Source organism: Ruegeria sp. BC8, from assembly GCF_056535705.1.
The window spans coordinates 158,409-177,781 of record NZ_JBQFIV010000001.1 but is presented as its reverse complement, the minus strand read 5'-3'; the positions used below and the strand labels follow the sequence as shown (position 1 = coordinate 177,781).

Sequence of the window (19,373 nt, the reverse complement as noted above, 5' to 3'; positions counted from 1 at the left end):
CCCGTCCATCCGCCGCGATTAGATCAGCGGGCGCGGAACGGCTTCGTTGATTTCGACCAAGCCAAGCTCGGCCAGACCCTCAAGATCGTTGATCTGCAGCACATTGTTGGACCACTCGGCCAGACCGAGATCCTTCAGCCGGCGCAGGGTCTTGTTCGTGTGAACCAGCGACAAGCCCAACGCATCCGCAAGATCCTGCTGCCGGTAGGGCAGCGGACACCGCAAGCCTTTGGCCAATCCGACGGCCTGCGACCTTGTGTAGAAGCGGTGCAGGCTCCACGCGATCTTCTCGATCGCGCCGCGCTGGCCGACGGTTGTCAGGGCGTCGCCCAGGAAATGCTCTTCGACGGCTGCCAGAAATGTCAGGTCAAAGGCCCGATCAGGCTGGTTCTGATACAACTCGAACAGCCGCGAGCGATTGAACACGCACAGCCGCATCGCAGTCGTCGCTTCGACCGAGTGCCGCATCTCGCCCATGACGCCAGCTTGCAGCCCGACCAGATCGCCTGGAAGCACAAAACCGATGACCTGCCTACGACCGTTTTCCAGCGTTTTGTAGCGAACGCCCATCCCGCTCAGAACCGTGAACAGATGTGCGGATTTCGCGCCCTCGATGAACAGCTGTGTTCCGGGTTCGGCCTGCATCTCGCCGGTTTTGAACCCCTGCATGAACCGCAGGTCGTCCTCCGAGAACGGCAGGAAGACATTCATCTGCCTCAGCGGACAGTCCGCACATGCGATCAGAGAAATTTTTTGTTGCTGTGTCATAGTTTATTGCGGCGCTGCGGGATTGCCCTACGGTGGCATCGAACAGATTTCAGGATGGTATTTATGGAAGCCTCTTCCCGCAGCGTAGCAGATGTTTTGATTGTTACGGAAAACTTTATCGAAGCAGCGGACATCAGTGACGCCATCCCCGGAGTTTCGCCCGATCGCATTGTCCATATCCGCGAGCTGCACGCGGGCGGGCATTTCTGGCAGGATCCCAAATTCGCCCCGGCCCTGAGCGTTCTGAGCTATCGCAGAAGTGAGACGTCATTTGACGCGGTCGCGCGGCTGTTGGTTAACCGCGGCAGTGCACTGTTGCTGCTGGACCCGTCCCCCGAGGTGCAAGCGAAATTTGAATGCGCGACACTGATACGGCCTTTCACGGCCGCAGATCTTGCCCGTACGATCGCAGCCATTGATTTTAGTGGGAACGGCTTGAAGATCGGTTCAGATCCTGGGTGAGCCGGCGCAGGGCGCATTGTGCCCCCAAGATCCTTCAACCAAAAAAGCGCGGCCGATGCCGCGCTTTGATTTTGTACTGACAATTTCCGAACTTATCAGATCGCGCTGCGCGCGGCCTTCGGGCCAAAGATCAGCCAGCAGATGAATCCGATGACCGGAAGCAACAGAACGAAAAGGACCCACAGAATTTTCGCACCGGTCGTCGCAGACGAACCGATGATCGAGATTATGGCCCAGATCGATAAAACCAGGACGATCAGACCGCCGATGCCATATACTTCCACCATACCGAAGTTCCTTTCGAATTACGTGTCGTTGTTCCTACAAGGACACAACGCGATAGGTGGCTGAAAGTTCCCGACAAAGATCTGGGCGTGTTCCCAGTTCTTTCAGAAGGTTTGAGGAACTTTGTACCTGACGGAACCAAAACGACCGGCAGAACGTTGGGTTTGAAGGTCGATACATGGGGTCAAAATGTCCGATAAAAACAAAGCGCCGCGAAAAGATCTTGTCGAGAAAGAAAGTGAGCGCGAAGCGGTCGAAGAAGCGTCCGGCCTGTCTCCGCGCCTGATATTCGAGACCATCCGCCAAAACGGCGAGGAGGAACTGGACCGCCCGACCAAAGCGTTGTTCTGGTCCGGGATTGCCGCAGGCGTGCTGATCAGCTTTTCGGTGCTCGGCGAAGCGATCTTGCGAGCATATCTGCCCGAAACCAGCGGGCGCTTTCTGATCGAGAACCTAGGTTATTCCCTCGGCTTTGTCCTAGTCATTTTGGGGCGGATGCAGCTGTTCACCGAAAACACGATTACGACTGTGGTTCCAGCCATGATAAACCCGTCCGTTGCCTGCTTCACCAAAACCGCCAGGCTGTGGGCAATCGTACTGGGTGCCAATGTGCTGGGGGCGTTTGCGATATCTGCCTTCCTGATCCATACGCCGGTTTTGTCGCCCCAGCTCGTCTCGGTCATCAACGACCTGAGCCACCACGCCACCGGCATGGGCGCCTGGGTTGGCTTTCTGCGCGGAATACCGGCGGGGATCCTGATTGCGGCGATCGTTTGGATGCTGCCATCGGCGCAGAACAACGAGGTGCTGGTCATCGTGATCTTCACTTGGATGATTGCGGCCGGTGACTTTACCCACGTCGTTGCCGGATCGGTGGAAATGGCGGTTCTGATGCTTCAGGGGCAGTTGCCAGTAGGCGCAGCCGTTTTCAGCTTTTTCCTACCCGTTCTCGCCGGCAACATCATCGGAGGAACCGCTGTCTTCACGATGCTGGCCTACGCCCAGATCAAACCCGAAATAGAAGAAGACCCAAAGCGCGGCTGAGGCGCTTTGGGTCTTTGGGGTGGCGGGTTGGTTGGCGTGGCAGTGACGAATAGCGCTGTCAGCGATTCCTGATGAAAAACCAGATCAGTAGACCGGCCAAACCCAAGCCGAGCATGGCCGGCAATACGTATTCGATGCCCATATCGGTCGCGGTGTACCGCGTTTTCTAACCGCGGTCCGCCTTGCGCAACGCGAGGCCCAGCAGGACACCCGCGCCCAACGCTCCGACCATTGCCAAGCCCGGGTTTTCGCGGACGAATGCTGCACTTTTCTCGGATGTCTGTGTCAGCTGCTTTTGCGCCTCGTCGCGCGCCGTCTTCAACGTGTCACGCGTTGCGGTTACGCCATCTTCCAACGCTGATTTGGCCTCCTTGGCCACTTCGTCGATCCGCGCCGCCATCTCCACATGCGGAGTGTCCTGAGGGGCCTTCTTCGCCGTTTTCTGTGTCATGTCAGATCTCCTTTCATCGACCCAACGCGAGCGGTCGCCAAAGGTTCCACCAAAATGATCCGGAACCAATCTGGGGTTCCAAGCGTTGACCCGTCAGTAGTCACAAAAATGAAAGGAAATCCCATGTTGTCCTGGGCGCTGATCTTTTTCGCACTTGCTATCGTTGCTGGCATCTTCGGGTTTGGCGGCATCGCGTCGGCCTCGGCCGGTATCGCGCAGATCCTTTTCGTGATCTTTCTGGTCCTGTTCATCGGTTCGCTGATCTTGCGGCTGATCCGTGGGTAAAACCCCGCACATCCGCACTCCCTGAAACAGTACCCCGAGGTTCAAAGCCCTATGAAAGATGCCGTCCATACCCAAACCGCCGCCGAATTGCTGATTGCCTGCCTCGAGGCCAACGGCGTGACCTGTGCATTCGGTGTTCCGGGTGAGGAAACAACCGATCTGATCGCCGCATTCGACAAGTCGAGCATCGACTTCGTCCTGTGCCGGCACGAGCAGTCGGCGGCGTTCATGGCATCGGTTCACGGTCGATTGACGGGGAACCCGGCGGTTTGCCTTTCGACGCTTGGACCTGGAGCGACCAACCTTGTCACCGGTGTGGCTGACGCCACGCTTGACCATGTGCCGCTGATCGCCCTCACGGGGCAAGGCGCGCGGTCCAGGCTGGGCCGCGAAAGCCATCAGATCATTGATCTCGAAGCGCTCTTCGCGCCAGTCACCAAGTTGAGCCGAACGCTGATGGTCGCGGATGAAATTCCCCAAGTCGTGGCCGAGGCCGTGCGGTTGAGCAAGCTCGACAAACCCGGAGCCGTCCATCTTTCCCTGCCCGAAGATCTGGCCGAGGTCCCGATTCTGGCCGAACCTTTCGTGGCGCCGCCGCCAGCGGAGGTACGACCGGCAGCCGATGCGGTCATCCGTTCCGCGCGCCTGCTGGCTGAGGCGAAAAAGCCCTTGATCCTAGCAGGACACGGGGTGATCCGATCCGGCACCGCAAGCGACGTTCGGGCACTTGCGGAAAGCCTGTCTGCCCCGGTCGTCACGACATTCATGGCCAAAGGCGTTCTGCCTCCGGGGCACCCGCTCTCGCTGCATTCGATCGGTCAGCCGGCTAAAGAATTGGCATCAGAAGCCTTCGACCTGTGCGACCTGATCATTGCCATCGGGTTTGACCCGGTTGAATATCCACCCTCGAACATTTCGATGGGCGGTAAGAAGCCGGTTCTCGAGATCTCGGACGTGGCCTCGACTGTTGATGTGGACTGGCCGGTAAAGGCCGCTCTGACTGGCGACCTTCCTCACTGCATCGACGTTCTGGCAAAGGCCACGGCCGAACGTCCCCCGCAAAGCTGGTTCAAAGATCTTCAGCGGAGGATTGACGCCTCGCTGGAAGGTGGGCCAACACCTTCCGATGCCGCTTGTGTCGCGCCGTCGGACATTTGTCAGGCGATTTCCGAAACGCTTCGCGAAAGCGACGTTCTATTGTCTGGCGTGGGCCTGCACAAACTTTGGGTCGCCAGCAAGGTTCAAGCGCGCCGGGCGGGGCAAATCATCATTCCGAACGGCCTGGCCGGTATGGGCCTTGCGCTGCCCGGAGCGATCGAGGCTGCGCGCCTGCTGGACGAGGGTCGGGTAATCGCCGTTTGCGGTGATGGGGACTTCCTGATGAACGTTCAGGAGATGGAGACGGCGGCCCGGTTGTGCGTGCCCATTACCGTTCTGGTCTGGGAAGACAACGGCTATGGTCTGATCGACGAAAAACAGCCAGGTGCGCGCGAGTTTTCCTTCGGCAACCCCGATTGGGAGTCACTGGCCCGATCCTTTGGCTGGGTCTACCACGATATCGAAAGTCACAGCAAACTTGCTCCTGCGCTGCAGGCGGCGGCCGACGTCGCCGTTCCAACCCTGCTGCGGGTGTCGGTTGACTATTCGGCTGATGGCGGGATGCCCACCGTCACCTGATTTTTCCGCCGAAAGTGGAACCAAATCCGGTTTTGGGCGTTTCCTCCCCAGTAGAAAAAAGGAGTTGTCATGACCGACGCATTGAACGTTGTCCCGAACGAAAACCCCGTTTCCACTGGCGTGCGCGACACCGCGCCCTTGGCCAAGGGTCTGGCTGATGTTCTGGCCGACACCTACCGGCTGACTTTCAAGACACATGCGTATCACTGGAATGTGGAAGGCCCGCTGTTCTATTCGATCCACAAGCTGACCGAAGAACAGTACGAAAACATGTTCGCGGCCGCTGATGAGATCGCGGAACGCATCCGCGCACTGGGCCATCTGGCACCCTCGCGCATGTCCGACATCCTGGATTTTTCGGCCATCAAGGATCGCGAAGGCGACCTGTCCGCCGCCGAAATGATCGAAGATCTGGCTGCTGATCACGAGCGGGTGGCGCACCGCCTGCACGCCCTGACCGAGCTTGCAGGAAGCCGCAAAGATGTCGTGACCGAAGATCTGGCGACCGAACGTTCGGCATTTCATGAGCAGGCAGCATGGATGCTGCGGGCGATCTCGAAATCAAGCTGACGGGGTGCCCGGGCGCGTGTGTCGTTTTGCGACCCAACTTTGCGCGTTTAAGGTGTTTAAGGTATTGTGCAGGCTTGCCGGAAAACCGGCAAGCCTGCCTAGTGACCAGTCCAAAGGGCGGCAATGTCTGACAAAAACACGAAAAGCCAAAACTTGGCCGAGGAGCGGACCGACTGGGCCGAAGACCGCACCATTTTGGCAAATGAGCGCACGTTTGCGGGTTGGATGAGAACCGGGATGGCATGCGTGGCCATCGCCCTCGGCCTCAAGGCCGTGTTTTCCGCCGTCGAGCCCGAGTGGCTGGCGAAAGCCGCAGCCACTCTTTTTGTGTTGATCTCGCTGCTGATCTATTGGGGAGCCTGGATGAACGCCCGCCGCGTGTATTCCCGATTGGAAGCACACAGCGCCCAACCGGCATCTCGCTTCCACTTGCAGTTGGTTGTTGGGAGCCTGTCCCTCGGATCAATCGCATGTTGCCTTGTTTTGTGGCTTGTCTAATTGAGGCACTTGGCGTGCCCCCGTCGGGTGGTGGGGTTTGATTGTTGGTACATTGTCGGCCTCTGGTCCACCGGCACGATGCATTCTGGCGCGAGCGGACAGTAGCCCAGTGAGCTGTGTGGCCTGACGGCGTTGTAGTGGACAGGCCATTACTCGATCAGAATTCTGGCTTCCTTAGGCCGTAGAATAGCTCGCCGTTGTGCAGTTCATCGCGGAACCGTGCGTTGAAGCTTTCGCAGCAGCCGTTTTCCCAAGGTGAGCACATCGGCCTCCCACAGGATGTCCTCAAGCCCCCAGGCCTTGATCGGATCGAGCCCATGGCGCTGATAGCGGGCGAAATGCAGGTCGCCAAGAACCACGGGGGGCCGGTCTGGTACGGAATGGTCACATGGGTCAGGGCGGTGTCTTCAAGGCAGCAAGGGGCGCATCGCCAGCGTCTCGGCGCGGTCGAGCATCCGGGCGACGGAGCGCAGGCTTGGGCGGCTCTGCCTGACGGCACCGGTCTCGAAGATGGCGGCAAGGGCGTCGACAGCAGGCGCGGGAAGGTTCCGCCGCGCGGCTTCGGTCATGGCGAAGTCCCTTAGCTGCCCCGTGGTCAGATCCGGCAGGTCCAGCACCACGCAGCGGCTTTGAAACGGTTCCGGCAGGCCCTGCCGGCTGTTCGCCGTCATCACCCAGTTGACCCAGGACATGTCCATCTTGACCTGGAAGAACGGGCATTCCCAGGTTGCTGCCGTCATCCGCTCCAGCTGCGGCAGGAGCGCGTCCGTCAGCGTGTGCCGCGTGCCTTTGTTGGAGTGGACCTCGTCGGCTTTCTCTATCTCGTCGATGATCACCAGAGGTCCGGCATGCCGGCTGTTCAAGACCGTGTTGACCAGCTTGCCCGCGTGGGCGCTGCCCCAGCCGCGCTGGGATCCGGTGAGCGCGAAGGACGCCGGCTCGCCCGTTGCGTCAATCTTGGTCGCGGGCACCTCCAGATGATGGGCCAGCCGCCGGGCCCAAAAGCTCTTGCCGATGCCGGGCGGGCCGATAAGGACGAGCGGCGTGAAACGGACACCGGGCAGGCCCTCGCGCGCCGAGGCCCGCAGCCCGTGCCAGACGGCTTCGCTGGCGGGCGCCATCCAGGGCATCTCGGCGTGGAGCGCGGCGGCGATCTCATCCGCCTCGTGTTCGGTGGTGATGCGCGTGACCGGCAGCCCGCCACGCAAGGGCGTCAGCTTCGCACGGTTCTCCTCGCTGAGATGAGACAGGCCGGACAGGGCGTCCAGCCGCTGCACGTAGCGGTACGCGCGACGCCGGATCTTCCGCCGCTCGGCCTCATTCAGATAGTCGAAGAACTGATCCATCTTGTCACGGCCGTCTTCATCGTCACCGGTCTGGGCCGCCTGGCGTTGCCTGCGGAGGCCGCGCAGAAATGTCTTCAGGCGCCGCTCGACCTCGTGCAGCGTCGGCAGGTCGTCTTCGAACCGCAGCGCATGGAATGGAATCGTGGTCGTGGCACGGGGCATCGCAGAATCCTTTCGTGGCGCGACAGGGCTTGCCGCGCTGGTGTCCACACCGCCGGGGCGGGCGGGGCTGATGGGTGTGAAAGGTTCCGGAACCTGTGGAACGATTAGGGAACATCTAACATGCTGCGTGTCAATGCATCCTGATTGGGTTGCGCCATCGAACCCGGCCGGAATGAACGAACCGCTACACGGCGCACAAGTTGTTGAAAGAACTGCGCTAAAAACAAAGCAGATTCGAGTTCAATTCAAAAAACCGTTTTTTGTCGCAAAAACGGACTTTGGATGTCGAACGTCACCCACTAGGATCAGGAACTGGCGATCCCGGAAGGACTCGAACCCTCAACCTGCTGATTAGAAGTCAGCTGCTCTATCCAGTTGAGCTACGGGACCGCTGGGCCCTTCTTGATCGGTTTAGGGCCGGGGTTCAAGAGCCAAGCGCATGAACGCGCTGTTGGGATCGTCCCGATACCCAAAGATCGGACCGCAATAGCTGTATCGCAACGTTTCATAGAGTTTGCGTGCGGCGTCGTACTCGGCCAGATGGGCAGCGCCGGTTTCCAAAACCAGAGCAGAGATTCCGTCGGCGCGTGCGCATTCGGCCAGGTGGTTCATCATCGTCCGCGCCAAACCGCGCCCACGTGCTTTGGCCAGGATATGGACCGACTTCACCTCGGCCGTCCCGTCCGGCAAAGCCTTCAATGCGCCGCACCCCACAGGCTCGTCGTCGTCAAACAGGGCCCAGAACCGAATACCCGGCCCAGAGAGCGCCTCGGCATCCATCGTGTGATTGCTTTCGGCGGGTCCCGCGGTTTCGCTGTGCGCGAAATGCGCCTCGACCACCGGCCGCAGGGCAGCCGAAGTCGGATCCGCTTCGCGGATGTCAATCATTCAGTGGGTCCAGGGACCGCGGCGGTCTGTTGCAAAATTCTCGCCATACCCGCGCTGGCGCAGGTTGGGTTTGCGCTTGTGCGGTTCGCTGACCAGAACTTCGATGCCATGATCCTTGGCATAGTCCAACGCTTCTTCCTTGGTGTCGAACTTCAGGCGAACCTGGGATTGCGTGTCAGAAGACGATGTCCAGCCCATCAGCGGATCAACCTCGCGCGCCGACGCAGGCGCGAATTCCAAAACCCATTTGCGGGTCTTGGCCATACCCGACGTCATCGCATTTCTTGCAGGCTGGTAAATCCGTGCGCGCATGTCGCCTCTCCATACTCGGTTGGTCGCGACCGTTTATGCGTCAGAGTGCGGGCGGGGACAAGATTGCAAATGCCGCAGGGCCACGCAAATGACCGGCGCTGCAGGGGTTGCATGCGGACAAAATAAGAACAAATGTAAGAAGCCCAAGCGGAGCCTGCCGATGCCCTATGCACATTCTGACAAAACCCAGCTGACCGTGGACGATGTCCGCGCCCGCCTGAAGCTTGAGGGCGGCAAGCGGTTCGTCATGCATACGGAGTTTGCACCGGCCGGGGATCAGCCAACGGCCATCAAGGAACTCGCCGCCGGTGTCCTAGACGGCGAGCGCGATCAGGTGTTGCTGGGTGCCACGGGCACCGGCAAGACCTTCACCATGGCCAAGGTGATCGAGGAAACCCAGCGCCCCGCCATCATCCTAGCCCCCAACAAGACGCTGGCGGCCCAGCTTTACGGCGAGTTCAAGGGCTTCTTCCCGGACAACGCGGTCGAGTATTTTGTTTCGTACTACGACTACTACCAGCCCGAGGCCTATGTGCCGCGCAGCGATACCTATATCGAGAAAGAATCGCAGATCAACGAACAGATCGACCGGATGCGCCACTCGGCCACCCGGGCGCTGCTCGAGCGTGACGACGTCATCATCGTGGCCTCGGTCTCGTGCATCTACGGCATCGGCTCGGTCGAGACCTACGGGGCGATGACGCAGGATCTGAAGGTCGGGAACGAATACGACCAGCGGCAGGTGATGGCCGATCTGGTGGCTCAGCAATACCGCCGCAACGATCAGGCCTTCCAGCGCGGCAGCTTCCGGGTGCGGGGCGATTCCCTGGAAATCTGGCCTGCCCACCTGGAAGACCGCGCGTGGAAACTCTCGTTCTTCGGCGAAGAACTGGAGGCGATCACCGAGTTTGACCCCCTGACCGGCGAGCGCACCGACACGATGGAGCAGATCCGCGTCTATGCCAACTCGCACTACGTCACGCCGAAACCGACGATGCAGCAGGCGATCCTCGGCATCAAAAAGGAACTGCGCCAACGGCTGGATCAGCTGGTGGGCGAGGGCAAACTGCTCGAGGCGCAGCGGCTGGAACAGCGCACCAATTTCGACCTGGAAATGCTCGAAGCCACCGGCGTCTGCAACGGGATCGAGAACTACTCGCGCTATCTGACCGGCCGCGCACCGGGCGAGCCGCCGCCGACCCTGTTCGAATTCATCCCCGACAACGCCATCGTCTTTGCCGATGAATCCCACGTGTCCGTGCCGCAGATCGGCGGCATGTATCGCGGCGACTACCGGCGCAAGTTCACGCTGGCCGAACACGGGTTCCGACTGCCCTCCTGCATGGACAACCGTCCCCTGAAGTTCGAGGAATGGGACGCCATGCGCCCGCAGTCGGTCTTCGTCAGCGCCACCCCGGCCAAGTGGGAACTGGAGCAGACCGGCGGCGTCTTTACCGAACAGGTGATCCGCCCCACGGGTCTGCTGGACCCCGAGGTCGAAATCCGCCCCGTCGAGATGCAGGTGGACGACCTTCTGGACGAGGTGCGCAAGGTTTCGGCCAAGGGGTTCCGCACGCTGGTCACCACGCTGACCAAACGCATGGCCGAAGACCTGACCGAATACATGCACGAGCAGGGCATCAAGGTCCGCTACATGCATTCCGACATCGACACGATCGAGCGGATCGAGATCCTGCGCGACCTGCGGCTGGGTGCCTTCGACGTGCTGGTGGGCATCAACCTGCTGCGCGAGGGACTCGACATTCCCGAATGCGGGCTGGTCGCCATTCTTGACGCGGACAAAGAGGGCTTCCTGCGCTCGGAAACCTCGCTGATCCAGACCATCGGCCGCGCTGCGCGCAACGCCGAGGGCCGCGTGATCATGTATGCCGACCGCATCACCGGCAGCATGGAGCGCGCGCTGGAGGAAACCAACCGCCGCCGCGCCAAGCAGATCGCCTATAACGAGGAACACGGCATCACGCCCGAGACGGTGAAGAAGAATGTCGAGGACGTTCTGGCCGGTCTCTATGCCGGCGATGTGGACATGAACCGCGTCACCGCCACCATCGACAAGCCGATGCACGGCGCCAACCTCGAGGCGCATCTGGACGGATTGCGCGACCAGATGCGCAAGGCGGCCGAGAACCTGGAATTCGAAGAGGCCGCCCGCATCCGGGATGAGATCAAGCGTCTGGAAGCGGTCGATCTGGCCGTCGCCGACGACCCCATGGCGCGGCAATGGGCGGTCGAGAAAGCCTCGGAAGACGCGGTGCGGTCGCAGGGGCGGTCAACGGCCGGACGGCCGGGGCAGCGGGGTGGGAATGTGAAGCGGCGGAAGCGGTAGAGTTCAATGTCGGTTTTTTGGGGCCTAAACGGGTTTGGCGTTCGATGTGGGTTTGAGAATGGCCCGCAAGGCTTGATAGAAATCTACTCGAGATCTCAAGCTACTTGGAACACAAGTGCTTATTGTGACGAATTTGATAGAAAAAATTTGAATACTGCTAATCCAGATCTGATCCTGAGAAACTGGAATGAGGTGATTTGTAAAGACGGGTTGATGGACATTGGTCACAAGGTAGACTCGGTTGTTTTAGCAGACTTGGGCCTCAACTGCGCTTTTCCCTTCATCGCACGACCTCTTCTTCTGCTCCCGACAACGAATGCACCGATGTGCAAGTTCCCGAGTCCGGAGACCGATGAAATGGAGAGGAAGCTGGTTGTGTTTTTGGAAATGCAACTCTCAGATATTCTAGATATTTGCCAAACAGTTTCTCCAGAAAAGGCCAACATGAATACGACGGGCGCTCGTATTTCACGAAGCGTAATTGGCTCATGCATTCAATTAGAGAATCTGCTCGCAAAGACTCTAAAAGCCAACTCGGAAAATGCCCCGAGCAGGTTGACTACAAATCACTTAGTCGAACTATCGCATCCCATGCGCTTGGCAGACTATACTGTGAGCTTTCCCAGGTTTGGCTTCGCTTTGAGTCCGTTCAAAGATTGGGATGTTGAATCGCCAACAGCAAGCCTACCTTGGTTCAATCGCTACAACAAAGCCAAGCACAGCGCACATGACATTACTTGCCAGCCAACTTTAGACGACGCTTTCTCAGCGCTTTCAGCGGTATTCATTGCTTGTACCAGCGCCTTCGGCTGGGTCAGAAGTGGAATGTCTGGTTCAACAATGCTCGGAGAGAGCATTGACCTTATAGGTAGACCAACTTGGGAACCATCCGATTGTGTAGTGACCACTACTAACGCTATTGGGCATACGTTGGTCTGCGAACAGAAATACTTTGATTGACTAACGTACCCGCCCGTTCCACGTTCCAATGCAAGCGTAGGCTGGGTCGAACCCCTTCTACGCTACACCCCACACTCCACCCTTGCACCCCGCTCCTCCCTCCTCCACGTTTGAAATCACAAATTGTGATTCCAAACGGGTGCCATGACGAACGCCAAAAACCTGCCCTCCACGCATGAGGTCCAAAGCGCCATTCACCGGGTGCGTGGTACCCGCGTGGTGCTGGCCGAGGATCTGGCCCGGTTCTACGGAAAAACCGTCAGCGCCTTCAATCAGGCCGTCTCGCGCAACAAGGACCTGTTCGAGGGCTACCGCTTTCAGCTGACCGATGCCGAGGTGGCCGATTTGACATCACGGAATGTGATTTCAAAGCCCAAGGGCCGCGGCGGGCGGCGGGTCAACCCGTGGGTCTATACCGATTACGGCGTGGCCATCGCCTCGACCCTGTTCAAGGACCCGCGCGCGATCAAGATCACCCGGATGATCACCGAGGCCTTCGTCGACGGTGCCAACGCCCTGGCTGAAACCCCGCGCAGCGCGCCCGAGATCCTGCCGCCCGAAGGCACCCCCGCCCCGCTGCTGCCCAATGGCGAGCAGTTGCGGGCGCTGGCGGAAAACATCCTCGATTCCGGGCAGCAGAGCCTGGTCGACTACATCGCCAACCCCACCACCAAGCGCCAGCAGGCGGTGGCGGTGATCATGAAAACGCTGGCCGAAACCGCAGGCGAAGAGGTGCGCACCCAGCACGAGCGTCTGCGCCTGCGCATCGCCGAACGGCTGGCCGCAGGCGACTATGCCGATGACGATGACCGCAAGCGGCTGATTGAACTACTGCAGGCGATGAAGGGCTAAAGCCCCAGCTCGGCCCGCATCTTTTTCGTCAGCTTGGCCAAAACCATCTCGTAGGACGTCACGATGTGGTCGCGCAGGGACGCATCGCTCATCCCGCGTTCGTCGTAAACCTGCAGCCATTTCATGCCCCGCGAGGCCAGATAAGGCGCGGGGCGGATGCCGGGCTGATCCTGCAGCACCTCATAGGCCAGATCGGTGGCCTTGAAGGTAAAGGCGTCCTTGCCGTCGTTCCAGCCGCAGATCGCGAACACCTTGCCGCCCACTTTCCATACATCCGCATTGCCCCACTGCACGACGTGGCTTGTGGCCTTGAGAGATGCGCAAAAGGCGTTGAATTCGTCTCGGGTCATGACGCCGATCCTGACCGGCCGGCAAGGATTTCGCAAGCAAGCATGACCTGTCGGGCCTAACCGAACAGGTCTTGCAGAACGTCGCCGATCTGAACCGTCGCCGCGCTGGACCAGTCTGGCCGATAGGACGGTTTTCGCACCTGATACTCGGTTCCGGTGCCGGTGCCCGACCATACGCCATCGAAGAACAGAGCGCGCTCCTTGCGCCGCCGGGGGCGTATTTCAGGCGGCCGCCGCCAATACATGATCGCGCGTCGAGCGCCGGCCACATCCCCGGCCTTCCATCTGCCCACCCAAACGGCCCGGTCTATGGCCCCGGTGTTGTAGTGAAAGGACAAGGCCGCGCCCAACTGCGCCTCGGTCAGGGCGTGGCCGGCAAAGGCCGTTTCCACCGCAGGCAGATAGTTGGTGCGGATAGCCCACTCATACACTTCAAAGCAGCGCCGCAAGGTCTGGGGGTTGTCCAGATAACGCGGCCAGACCGTGTGGCCCGAGGCCGACGTGATCCCCACGCTCCAGGTCCAGACATCAACGGAATCCAGATAGGCCTCGCGCACGATCGCTTCGTGCGCGATAAGCTCGGCGGCAATACGCGGTGTGATCTTGTAAGGCATCAGGCCATCCCCGGGTGGCGGCCGATGTCACCCCTTTTCCCAATGGGCGATGACATCATACCCCATCGGCGTCGGAGGTCCTTCAAGATACTCGGCAAACTGGCCCCACAACTCGGCAACCTTGGGGGCGTTTGCGTTTGATGTCGCCTCGCTTTCGACGACCGAGATCACATAGCCGCTGCCGTCCTCGTTCATCACATTCGTAAAGCAGTGCATACCGGGCATGCCCATGATCTGATCCTTCAGATCGTTCATTCGGGCCGTGGCGGCCTCGCGGGTGCCGGGCTTCATCTTGAACTGGGTAACGCGTGCAAACATGGTTGTCCTCCCTCGCTTGGGGTCCTGACCCCGAACCGCGGCAAACTGCCAGCGGACGGTATGATCCTACCACGTCCCGCCCAAATCACGCAGGGACACAGGCAACGCGATCATGTGCGAGAAAAGGTTCAACCATGAAGATAGGTGTCTTCAAGGACCGTCAGGGGCGGACAAATTTGGCGTTTCCGACAGCCCGGGGTTTGGGCGCCGTGCTTTGCGTGGACGCAGGTGCCTGGACCGGCACAGCCGACCGCGTCGCGGCCCGGACACTGGACTCGCATGCGATCCCGTCGCCGTCAGGGTCGTTGCGTTTGTGGTATCCAAGCTGTCCCTCGCGCATCGGTCCAAGGCCAACGGAGCGTGCCGCGTCGCAACCAGCCAGCGCCACAAGGTGCATCACGGCTTCGGTCCGCTCCAGGTCTGAGGTCCGGAGATATACACCCAGCGCGATCATCCCCGTCGTCAGCGGCAGGGCCAGCACCATCAGCAGAATGCGCAGCGGGGACAGCGCATGTCGGCGCAGGGCATCAGCCTTACGCTGCCGACGTGCCAAGCGCGGATCTGGTGCGGGTTCGTTGTATACGGTTGTCTTCAGCTTCATAAACTTGGCGATACACCAACTATGTGGCAAAGCCGAGGCATCGGAATGACGCAATCCAGCGAGGGCGCCACGTGAACACTCGAAACCCATTTCAACCGGTCGACGAGACTGCGCGGGAACTGGCCCTTGATCTTATCACGCAGGCCCGTTTTGCTGCGCTTGCCGTGGTACATCCGGACAACGGACTGCCGTCGATCAGCCGCATCGCACTGGCCACCGACAGTGCTGGATGGCCGCTCACCCTGATCTCGGATCTGGCGGAGCACTCACGCGCGTTGGAGGCGAATCCGGCCTGCGCGTTGCTGATCGGCGAGCCCGCTGACAAAGGTGATCCACTGACCCGTCCCCGGCTGACCCTGCACTGCACGGCGCGCACGACCCCACGGGCGACCAAGGAGCATACCGCGCTTCGGGCACGCTACTTGTCACAGCGTCCGAAGGCCGGACTATATATCGACTTCGCGGATTTCCGTTTTGTGCGTTTCGAGATTGTTGATGGGCTTCTCAATGGCGGGTTCGGCAAAGCGTGGAAGATGACACGCGAAGACCTTTGCCCGCCATAAAATCAGCGAACGACGTGAACTGCGCAACTGGCGTGGCGCACCACATGTGTCGCGGTCGAGCCGAGCAACAGATCCTGCATCCCCGGTCGGTGCGACGCCATAATGATCAGGTCAGGTTTGTTGGTTTCCGCCCAATCCAGAATCGTGCGCCCCGAATGGCCCTCGACCACAACGCCCTTGGCGTTCGGTAGCTTGGCGGCCAGAATGTTCAGCTCATCCTGGATCGCGCGCCGCGCTTCGGTCAGGTATTCGGCCGGCATGTAAGAGATTGCGTAGTCCGGGATATGCTCGACAACATGCAACAGGGTCACTTTCGCATCTGGCGTCGCCAATAGTTTGGCCAGTTTCAGCGGCCCCGACGTGTCACGCTCGGCATCGAAGGAAATCGGGACAAGAATATTGTGATACATGGCTGGCGTCTCCTTGAGTTTCGCGTTCAGATAGCAGTAGCCAAAGTCTTCTGACCTTGATTCAGGTCAGGATCAGTCAAATGTTTCGGCCACGTCGTACATCACCGGCTCGAAGCTTTTGCACAATTCGTTGATCTTGCGGTTGCGCTCGCGCATTTCAGGCGTTCGCAGCATGGCCAGAAAGTCCTCCCGCCGCTCCCACTGCGAATAGTTCGCGATGCGGGTCTGGGCATCGTTGACATGCAGTCCGGCTGCGACAAAACCGGGCTGCTTGGAAATGAAGTTCGCATAGGCGTCGGTCAACGCTTCTAGCAGGTCCTGGCAGGTTCCGGGGGTCATTTCGAAAGTGGTGATAACGGTCTGAACACTGGCGTCTTTTGATATCTTCGGCATCGGTCATCTCCCTTGTCTGACCCAAGCCTAGCACAGGTTATTCAAACGTCCTGCCTTTCGTTGAGCTGGCGCGAAAAAGTTTCCGAAAAATGAACCGAGCGCTAACCTTCCGTTAACCAAGGTTGATGATCCTGCGCAAATGGACCGCCTGATCGCCTTCCTGTGTGCAAGTCTTGTGTTTTCGACTCCGGCCTTGGCCGGGGCATGGCTTCGTGAAGAAGGCGCCTCGTTCACATCGTTGGCCCTGACGGCGTTTTCCGAGCCCGGGAAGGGCATCCGCTTCAAGTCCTCGCTCTATGGGGAATGGGGAATGCGCCCAAATCTGACGCTGGGTTTGGACGCGGAAGAGCATCAAGAACTCTACGGTCACGCCGTGGTGTTTGCGCGCCTACCGGTTGCCGAATTTTCCAACGGCGGGCGTCTGGCGGCCGAGTTGGGTGTCGGCGCGCATCACCGTGAAACCCGCGCATGGGCGATGTACAAGGCAACCCTGTCTTGGGGCAAAGGATTTCAGGCCCGATATGGCAGTGGCTGGCTGGCGGCTGATGCCGCGCTGGAGTACCGAAGCCATGACGCTCTGATCCGAAAACTGGACCTGACAGTGGGTTTGTCGTCGCACCGTCGAGTCAATCTCCTGCTCCAGATCGAAACGTCCTATGTACCTGGCCGCCCCCTCTATTGGAGCGCGCGACCCTCGGCGATGTTTCGATCCGAAAGCGGCCCCAACACCTGGATAATCGGGGTCGAGCGCAACGCCGCCCGGGACAGGTCAGGCCTGAGATTCGCGCTGTGGCGCGAGTTCTGAATGCTGCGCGCCGGCCGCCCCAAAAGCGACCGGCCGACACGGATCAGACCTCGATCCGCATGATCACCGAAACTTCACCACTCAAGGCCTCGGACCAACGCAACTTGATCTGGTCCTGGTTCGTCCCTTGCTGCAACTGAACATAGGGGGCCGTATAGCGCAGAGTTCCAAAGGCGGTTCTCAGCCCGTCCAGCACGACGACGCTGTCACAGCTGCGGGCCTGCCCACCAAAGGGGAATGCACCATCCGAGTCCACCGTCCAGGCAGAGGCCGCCGTATTCTGTTCGTGTCGGACCCGCAGCGGGTTCGCGGTCTTGAGTGTCACGTTGTGATACGTGTTGTCTGCGAACGTGACATTCACATGCCGATCAGGATTCAGATCGGCAAAAGTTGTATCAACTTTGTCCACGCGGTCGATTGACCCGTTCGCCGTTCGGAACTTGTTGCCCGTGACCGTCATTCCGTTCAAAAAATGCCCGACGCCATGCGGGCGCACGACGATATAGGCGAACCACGGGGCAACGTCACTTGAATAGAAGATGTTGTCGGTGATGCTCATGGCGCTGAAGGAATAGCCCGAGGTGTAGTCGGGTTCGGCATCGCGCTCATTGCTCCACTCGATGAAACAGTTGTCGATATAATTGTCGGCGATCGAAGAACTGTTGTAGGCCCCGATCATCACCAAACCCGCATTGCGCACACCGTTCGGCACGCTGTCGCCCTGAAAGAAGTGGTTGCCCAGAACCAGGTTGTTGTCTCCGCCCAGAACCGCGAAGTGGTGGAAACGAACGGCCCGGTTGTGGCGCAGCTTGACGTCGTTGGCATTGGCGTTGATGGCAATCGAACTGCGGTCGGGCACGTCCAGAGACTCTTCACTGGACAGGAACTGGCAACCGTCGATCAACATGCCCTGGCACCCCACCCCGATTGAAGTGATGCCGCGATCCAACGGACGGCTGACAAAGCAGTTCTTCAAAACGAACGTGTTCCCGCCCGGCGACAGGCGGATCGCGCTGCAGCGCCCGTTGCATTGAAACTCGATGTCTTCCATGGCGAATTTCTGGAGCGCACTGAAGCCCGAGAAATCCAACAGGTACTTGAAAGCAACGAACGTGAATGTCTGCGTGCCAGCCGCATCATAGATAGGTGCGTTCAAGGTGATCTCACCGGCACCTTCATCCTTGGACCGAACATAGATCTCACGTCCAACGCCGCTGCCCTGAACCAACGACCCGAGCGGGATATTGGCCACGTTGGCCACACCGGACAACTTGTAAGGATCCGCCGGATCGTATGTTGAGACAGAGGTAAAGGTCTCGGTGTCCCATGAGGCGCTGCTCTTGACGTCGAACTGCCCGTTGCGGATCACGCGGCGAGTGGAGTAGCTGCCGCGATTGGGTACGGCGGCCTGCATGTCGATCGGCTCGCACACCGAGATCTTGCGGCCGCCCAGGTCCAGCGATTCATGATCCGAGTTGTTCAACAGCGCCTGAAACGCCTTTTTGAAGGCCAGGGCTTCATCGCCGAAGGCGGAGATGTAAGTCGGCAGATCGAAATTCTTGGTCAGAAGAAGCATCTTGTCATCAGGCATCGTGACCGTGCCCTCAAAGTCGACCTCCGCGTCCAGCCCAACATCCTGTGCCAGGTGGTAGGTTCCCTGCGACACATAGATGCGGCGACCTCCCGCGGCTTGGTCTGCCGCCTCGAACGCAGCCGAGTCGTCGGTCACACCATCCCCCAACGCGCCATAGTCCCGCACGTCCACAAGGCTGATCATGTCGCGCAAGAAGATCCCGGTGACATCGGTAATTTCGATATCATCGATCCGAACGAGCGCGCCGTTTGCCCCCTCGATATCGAGGCCGAAATGCCCGTATAGCGCCGAAATGCCCCAAGGCATGTCCACGCCCGGCCGCTGCCCAATCCCAACGATGGCGGTGACCTCGTGCACCACGCCATAGCCCGACAGCTGGATGGCCGGGCCCTGTTCGGCCAGTCCGGAAAGGTGCACGTCGCCGGCCCCTCCGGCCCATCCAGCGATCCGGACCTGCGGCAATGGCCCGCTGATCGCTTTGACCCGCGCCTTGATCTGCAAATAGCAGCCCGGCAGAAGCGGCGTCTGCCCCATGTACCGCAGTTGCTGCCTGGCGTTGACCTTCAGTATCTCAAGACAACCGCCAAACTCCGCATCTGCAGGCACGAACACTCCCGTTCCCGATCCGTCATAGGTCGGTGAGCCCGGAGTGCCATCACCACTGGACCACACATCCAGACCATTCGCGAATTGCGGCGGCGTGAAAACGATGCCGTCGGTGATTGCCTTGTTCATTGAATACCCTTTCCCAAACGCGCCCACTCTTCAGGCTATGGCGCATGCCAAATTCCGAATCCGGAAGCCGCCCGGACACGCTG

Annotated in this window: 25 protein-coding genes, 1 tRNA gene and 1 pseudogene; 11 read left to right on the top strand and 16 right to left on the bottom strand. The window is 59.8% G+C overall.

Annotated features, from left to right (window positions below):
• Nucleotides 1-18 precede the first annotated feature (18 nt).
• Nucleotides 19-768, bottom strand: coding sequence for a Crp/Fnr family transcriptional regulator (locus tag ACR3EK_RS00975; RefSeq protein WP_480632459.1), 750 nt, complete (start codon nucleotides 766-768; stop codon nucleotides 19-21).
• A gap of 63 nt (nucleotides 769-831) precedes the next feature.
• On the opposite strand from ACR3EK_RS00975, the gene ACR3EK_RS00970 reads away from it, so the two are divergent.
• A complete protein-coding gene (locus ACR3EK_RS00970; RefSeq protein ID WP_480632458.1) occupies nucleotides 832-1,230 on the top strand; it encodes a hypothetical protein in 399 nt (132 codons plus the stop codon).
• A 95-nt stretch (nucleotides 1,231-1,325) separates the two neighbouring features.
• Here ACR3EK_RS00970 and ACR3EK_RS00965 read toward each other — a convergent pair whose 3' ends face one another.
• Nucleotides 1,326-1,517: a PLD nuclease N-terminal domain-containing protein gene (locus ACR3EK_RS00965; protein WP_093961670.1), complete on the bottom strand. Its 192-nt coding sequence runs from the start codon at nucleotides 1,515-1,517 to the stop codon at nucleotides 1,326-1,328.
• Between the two features lie 187 nt (nucleotides 1,518-1,704).
• Here ACR3EK_RS00965 and ACR3EK_RS00960 point away from each other — a divergent pair, with 187 nt between their 5' ends.
• Entirely contained in the window at nucleotides 1,705-2,559 is an 855-nt protein-coding gene (locus ACR3EK_RS00960; RefSeq protein ID WP_480632457.1) for a formate/nitrite transporter family protein, read from the top strand.
• 166 nt (nucleotides 2,560-2,725) lie between these two features.
• On the opposite strand, the gene ACR3EK_RS00955 is transcribed toward ACR3EK_RS00960, so the two are convergent.
• Nucleotides 2,726-3,010, bottom strand: a complete 285-nt coding sequence (locus ACR3EK_RS00955; protein WP_480632456.1) for a hypothetical protein — start codon at nucleotides 3,008-3,010, stop codon at nucleotides 2,726-2,728.
• A gap of 123 nt (nucleotides 3,011-3,133) precedes the next feature.
• On the opposite strand from ACR3EK_RS00955, the gene ACR3EK_RS00950 reads away from it, so the two are divergent.
• The 4 genes from ACR3EK_RS00950 (at nucleotide 3,134) to ACR3EK_RS00935 (ending at nucleotide 6,040) form a co-directional block, all read left to right on the top strand.
• Nucleotides 3,134-3,295, top strand: a complete 162-nt coding sequence (locus tag ACR3EK_RS00950; protein WP_093961673.1) for a DUF1328 domain-containing protein — start codon at nucleotides 3,134-3,136, stop codon at nucleotides 3,293-3,295.
• A 51-nt stretch (nucleotides 3,296-3,346) separates the two neighbouring features.
• Entirely contained in the window at nucleotides 3,347-4,972 is a 1,626-nt protein-coding gene (locus ACR3EK_RS00945) for an acetolactate synthase large subunit (RefSeq protein ID WP_480632455.1), read from the top strand.
• 69 nt (nucleotides 4,973-5,041) lie between these two features.
• Entirely contained in the window at nucleotides 5,042-5,542 is a 501-nt protein-coding gene (locus ACR3EK_RS00940) for a Dps family protein (protein WP_170420633.1), read from the top strand.
• 123 nt (nucleotides 5,543-5,665) lie between these two features.
• Nucleotides 5,666-6,040, top strand: a complete 375-nt coding sequence (locus ACR3EK_RS00935) for a YidH family protein (protein WP_170343250.1) — start codon at nucleotides 5,666-5,668, stop codon at nucleotides 6,038-6,040.
• Here the strand turns inward: ACR3EK_RS00935 and ACR3EK_RS00930 are convergent.
• From ACR3EK_RS00930 to ACR3EK_RS00905, 6 genes and pseudogenes are all read right to left on the bottom strand, one after another.
• A pseudogene (locus tag ACR3EK_RS00930) lies at nucleotides 6,037-6,299 on the bottom strand (integrase core domain-containing protein); the annotation flags it as partial. The gene ACR3EK_RS00935 and the pseudogene ACR3EK_RS00930 sit on opposite strands and share 4 nt — an antisense overlap.
• Nucleotides 6,247-6,399: a hypothetical protein gene (locus ACR3EK_RS00925; protein ID WP_244952476.1), complete on the bottom strand. Its 153-nt coding sequence runs from the start codon at nucleotides 6,397-6,399 to the stop codon at nucleotides 6,247-6,249. The gene ACR3EK_RS00925 and the pseudogene ACR3EK_RS00930, both read right to left, overlap by 53 nt.
• A gap of 48 nt (nucleotides 6,400-6,447) precedes the next feature.
• Entirely contained in the window at nucleotides 6,448-7,548 is a 1,101-nt protein-coding gene (locus ACR3EK_RS00920) for an AAA family ATPase (protein WP_480632454.1), read from the bottom strand.
• Between the two features lie 313 nt (nucleotides 7,549-7,861).
• Nucleotides 7,862-7,938, bottom strand: a tRNA-Arg gene (locus ACR3EK_RS00915).
• A 21-nt stretch (nucleotides 7,939-7,959) separates the two neighbouring features.
• Nucleotides 7,960-8,436 carry a GNAT family N-acetyltransferase gene (locus ACR3EK_RS00910; RefSeq protein WP_480632453.1) on the bottom strand — a complete coding sequence of 159 codons (477 nt, stop codon included), beginning with the start codon at nucleotides 8,434-8,436 and terminating at the stop codon, nucleotides 7,960-7,962.
• Entirely contained in the window at nucleotides 8,437-8,748 is a 312-nt protein-coding gene (locus tag ACR3EK_RS00905; RefSeq protein ID WP_093963390.1) for an ETC complex I subunit, read from the bottom strand.
• A gap of 160 nt (nucleotides 8,749-8,908) precedes the next feature.
• Here ACR3EK_RS00905 and uvrB point away from each other — a divergent pair, with 160 nt between their 5' ends.
• From uvrB to ACR3EK_RS00890, 3 genes are all read left to right on the top strand, one after another.
• Entirely contained in the window at nucleotides 8,909-11,095 is a 2,187-nt protein-coding gene (gene uvrB / locus ACR3EK_RS00900) for an excinuclease ABC subunit UvrB (RefSeq protein WP_170372128.1), read from the top strand.
• Between the two features lie 72 nt (nucleotides 11,096-11,167).
• Nucleotides 11,168-12,055 (top strand): hypothetical protein, encoded by an 888-nt coding sequence (locus ACR3EK_RS00895; RefSeq protein WP_480632452.1) that lies wholly within the window; start codon nucleotides 11,168-11,170, stop codon nucleotides 12,053-12,055.
• Nucleotides 12,056-12,199: 144 nt separating this feature from the next.
• Complete coding sequence (locus tag ACR3EK_RS00890; RefSeq protein WP_480632451.1) at nucleotides 12,200-12,907, top strand: ORF6N domain-containing protein; 708 nt, start codon at nucleotides 12,200-12,202, stop codon at nucleotides 12,905-12,907.
• Here the strand turns inward: ACR3EK_RS00890 and ACR3EK_RS00885 are convergent.
• From ACR3EK_RS00885 to ACR3EK_RS00870, 4 genes are all read right to left on the bottom strand, one after another.
• Nucleotides 12,904-13,257 (bottom strand): MmcQ/YjbR family DNA-binding protein, encoded by a 354-nt coding sequence (locus ACR3EK_RS00885; RefSeq protein WP_093963394.1) that lies wholly within the window; start codon nucleotides 13,255-13,257, stop codon nucleotides 12,904-12,906. The genes ACR3EK_RS00890 and ACR3EK_RS00885 overlap by 4 nt on opposite strands.
• A 56-nt stretch (nucleotides 13,258-13,313) precedes the next feature.
• On the bottom strand, nucleotides 13,314-13,871 hold the full coding sequence (locus ACR3EK_RS00880; protein WP_170420640.1) for a lysozyme: 558 nt from the start codon (nucleotides 13,869-13,871) through the stop codon (nucleotides 13,314-13,316).
• Between the two features lie 27 nt (nucleotides 13,872-13,898).
• Nucleotides 13,899-14,189, bottom strand: coding sequence for a hypothetical protein (locus tag ACR3EK_RS00875; RefSeq protein WP_170365278.1), 291 nt, complete (start codon nucleotides 14,187-14,189; stop codon nucleotides 13,899-13,901).
• Nucleotides 14,190-14,349: 160 nt separating this feature from the next.
• Complete coding sequence (locus tag ACR3EK_RS00870; protein WP_170360265.1) at nucleotides 14,350-14,790, bottom strand: excalibur calcium-binding domain-containing protein; 441 nt, start codon at nucleotides 14,788-14,790, stop codon at nucleotides 14,350-14,352.
• 71 nt (nucleotides 14,791-14,861) lie between these two features.
• Between ACR3EK_RS00870 and ACR3EK_RS00865 the strand changes: the two genes are divergently transcribed.
• Entirely contained in the window at nucleotides 14,862-15,353 is a 492-nt protein-coding gene (locus ACR3EK_RS00865; protein WP_480632450.1) for a HugZ family pyridoxamine 5'-phosphate oxidase, read from the top strand.
• Between the two features lie 2 nt (nucleotides 15,354-15,355).
• Here the strand turns inward: ACR3EK_RS00865 and ACR3EK_RS00860 are convergent, their stop codons facing one another.
• Together ACR3EK_RS00860 and ACR3EK_RS00855 are read right to left on the bottom strand one after the other, a co-directional pair.
• Nucleotides 15,356-15,763 carry a universal stress protein gene (locus ACR3EK_RS00860; RefSeq protein ID WP_093963399.1) on the bottom strand — a complete coding sequence of 136 codons (408 nt, stop codon included), beginning with the start codon at nucleotides 15,761-15,763 and terminating at the stop codon, nucleotides 15,356-15,358.
• 72 nt (nucleotides 15,764-15,835) lie between these two features.
• Nucleotides 15,836-16,156: an antibiotic biosynthesis monooxygenase family protein gene (locus ACR3EK_RS00855; RefSeq protein ID WP_093963400.1), complete on the bottom strand. Its 321-nt coding sequence runs from the start codon at nucleotides 16,154-16,156 to the stop codon at nucleotides 15,836-15,838.
• Between the two features lie 139 nt (nucleotides 16,157-16,295).
• Between ACR3EK_RS00855 and ACR3EK_RS00850 the strand changes: the two genes are divergently transcribed.
• Complete coding sequence (locus tag ACR3EK_RS00850) at nucleotides 16,296-16,961, top strand: hypothetical protein (RefSeq protein WP_480632449.1); 666 nt, start codon at nucleotides 16,296-16,298, stop codon at nucleotides 16,959-16,961.
• Between the two features lie 43 nt (nucleotides 16,962-17,004).
• Here ACR3EK_RS00850 and ACR3EK_RS00845 read toward each other — a convergent pair whose 3' ends face one another.
• A complete protein-coding gene (locus tag ACR3EK_RS00845) occupies nucleotides 17,005-19,290 on the bottom strand; it encodes a glycosyl hydrolase family 28-related protein (protein ID WP_480632448.1) in 2,286 nt (761 codons plus the stop codon).
• Nucleotides 19,291-19,373 lie beyond the last annotated feature (83 nt).

Excerpts from the sequence above, each read along its gene's own strand:
- ACR3EK_RS00975 (WP_480632459.1), bottom strand. The coding sequence starts at position 768 with ATGACACAGCAACAAAAAATTTCTCTGATCGCATGTGCGGACTGTCCG.
- ACR3EK_RS00970 (WP_480632458.1), top strand. The coding sequence starts at position 832 with ATGGAAGCCTCTTCCCGCAGCGTAGCAGATGTTTTGATTGTTACGGAA.
- ACR3EK_RS00965 (WP_093961670.1), bottom strand. The coding sequence starts at position 1,517 with ATGGTGGAAGTATATGGCATCGGCGGTCTGATCGTCCTGGTTTTATCG.
- ACR3EK_RS00960 (WP_480632457.1), top strand. The coding sequence starts at position 1,705 with ATGTCCGATAAAAACAAAGCGCCGCGAAAAGATCTTGTCGAGAAAGAA.
- ACR3EK_RS00955 (WP_480632456.1), bottom strand. The coding sequence starts at position 3,010 with ATGACACAGAAAACGGCGAAGAAGGCCCCTCAGGACACTCCGCATGTG.
- ACR3EK_RS00950 (WP_093961673.1), top strand. The coding sequence starts at position 3,134 with ATGTTGTCCTGGGCGCTGATCTTTTTCGCACTTGCTATCGTTGCTGGC.
- ACR3EK_RS00945 (WP_480632455.1), top strand. The coding sequence starts at position 3,347 with ATGAAAGATGCCGTCCATACCCAAACCGCCGCCGAATTGCTGATTGCC.
- ACR3EK_RS00940 (WP_170420633.1), top strand. The coding sequence starts at position 5,042 with ATGACCGACGCATTGAACGTTGTCCCGAACGAAAACCCCGTTTCCACT.
- ACR3EK_RS00935 (WP_170343250.1), top strand. The coding sequence starts at position 5,666 with ATGTCTGACAAAAACACGAAAAGCCAAAACTTGGCCGAGGAGCGGACC.
- ACR3EK_RS00920 (WP_480632454.1), bottom strand. The coding sequence starts at position 7,548 with ATGCCCCGTGCCACGACCACGATTCCATTCCATGCGCTGCGGTTCGAA.
- ACR3EK_RS00910 (WP_480632453.1), bottom strand. The coding sequence starts at position 8,436 with ATGATTGACATCCGCGAAGCGGATCCGACTTCGGCTGCCCTGCGGCCG.
- ACR3EK_RS00905 (WP_093963390.1), bottom strand. The coding sequence starts at position 8,748 with ATGCGCGCACGGATTTACCAGCCTGCAAGAAATGCGATGACGTCGGGT.
- uvrB (WP_170372128.1), top strand. The coding sequence starts at position 8,909 with ATGCCCTATGCACATTCTGACAAAACCCAGCTGACCGTGGACGATGTC.
- ACR3EK_RS00890 (WP_480632451.1), top strand. The coding sequence starts at position 12,200 with ATGACGAACGCCAAAAACCTGCCCTCCACGCATGAGGTCCAAAGCGCC.
- ACR3EK_RS00885 (WP_093963394.1), bottom strand. The coding sequence starts at position 13,257 with ATGACCCGAGACGAATTCAACGCCTTTTGCGCATCTCTCAAGGCCACA.
- ACR3EK_RS00880 (WP_170420640.1), bottom strand. The coding sequence starts at position 13,871 with ATGCCTTACAAGATCACACCGCGTATTGCCGCCGAGCTTATCGCGCAC.
- ACR3EK_RS00875 (WP_170365278.1), bottom strand. The coding sequence starts at position 14,189 with ATGTTTGCACGCGTTACCCAGTTCAAGATGAAGCCCGGCACCCGCGAG.
- ACR3EK_RS00870 (WP_170360265.1), bottom strand. The coding sequence starts at position 14,790 with ATGAAGCTGAAGACAACCGTATACAACGAACCCGCACCAGATCCGCGC.
- ACR3EK_RS00860 (WP_093963399.1), bottom strand. The coding sequence starts at position 15,763 with ATGTATCACAATATTCTTGTCCCGATTTCCTTCGATGCCGAGCGTGAC.
- ACR3EK_RS00855 (WP_093963400.1), bottom strand. The coding sequence starts at position 16,156 with ATGCCGAAGATATCAAAAGACGCCAGTGTTCAGACCGTTATCACCACT.
- ACR3EK_RS00850 (WP_480632449.1), top strand. The coding sequence starts at position 16,296 with ATGGACCGCCTGATCGCCTTCCTGTGTGCAAGTCTTGTGTTTTCGACT.
- ACR3EK_RS00845 (WP_480632448.1), bottom strand. The coding sequence starts at position 19,290 with ATGAACAAGGCAATCACCGACGGCATCGTTTTCACGCCGCCGCAATTC.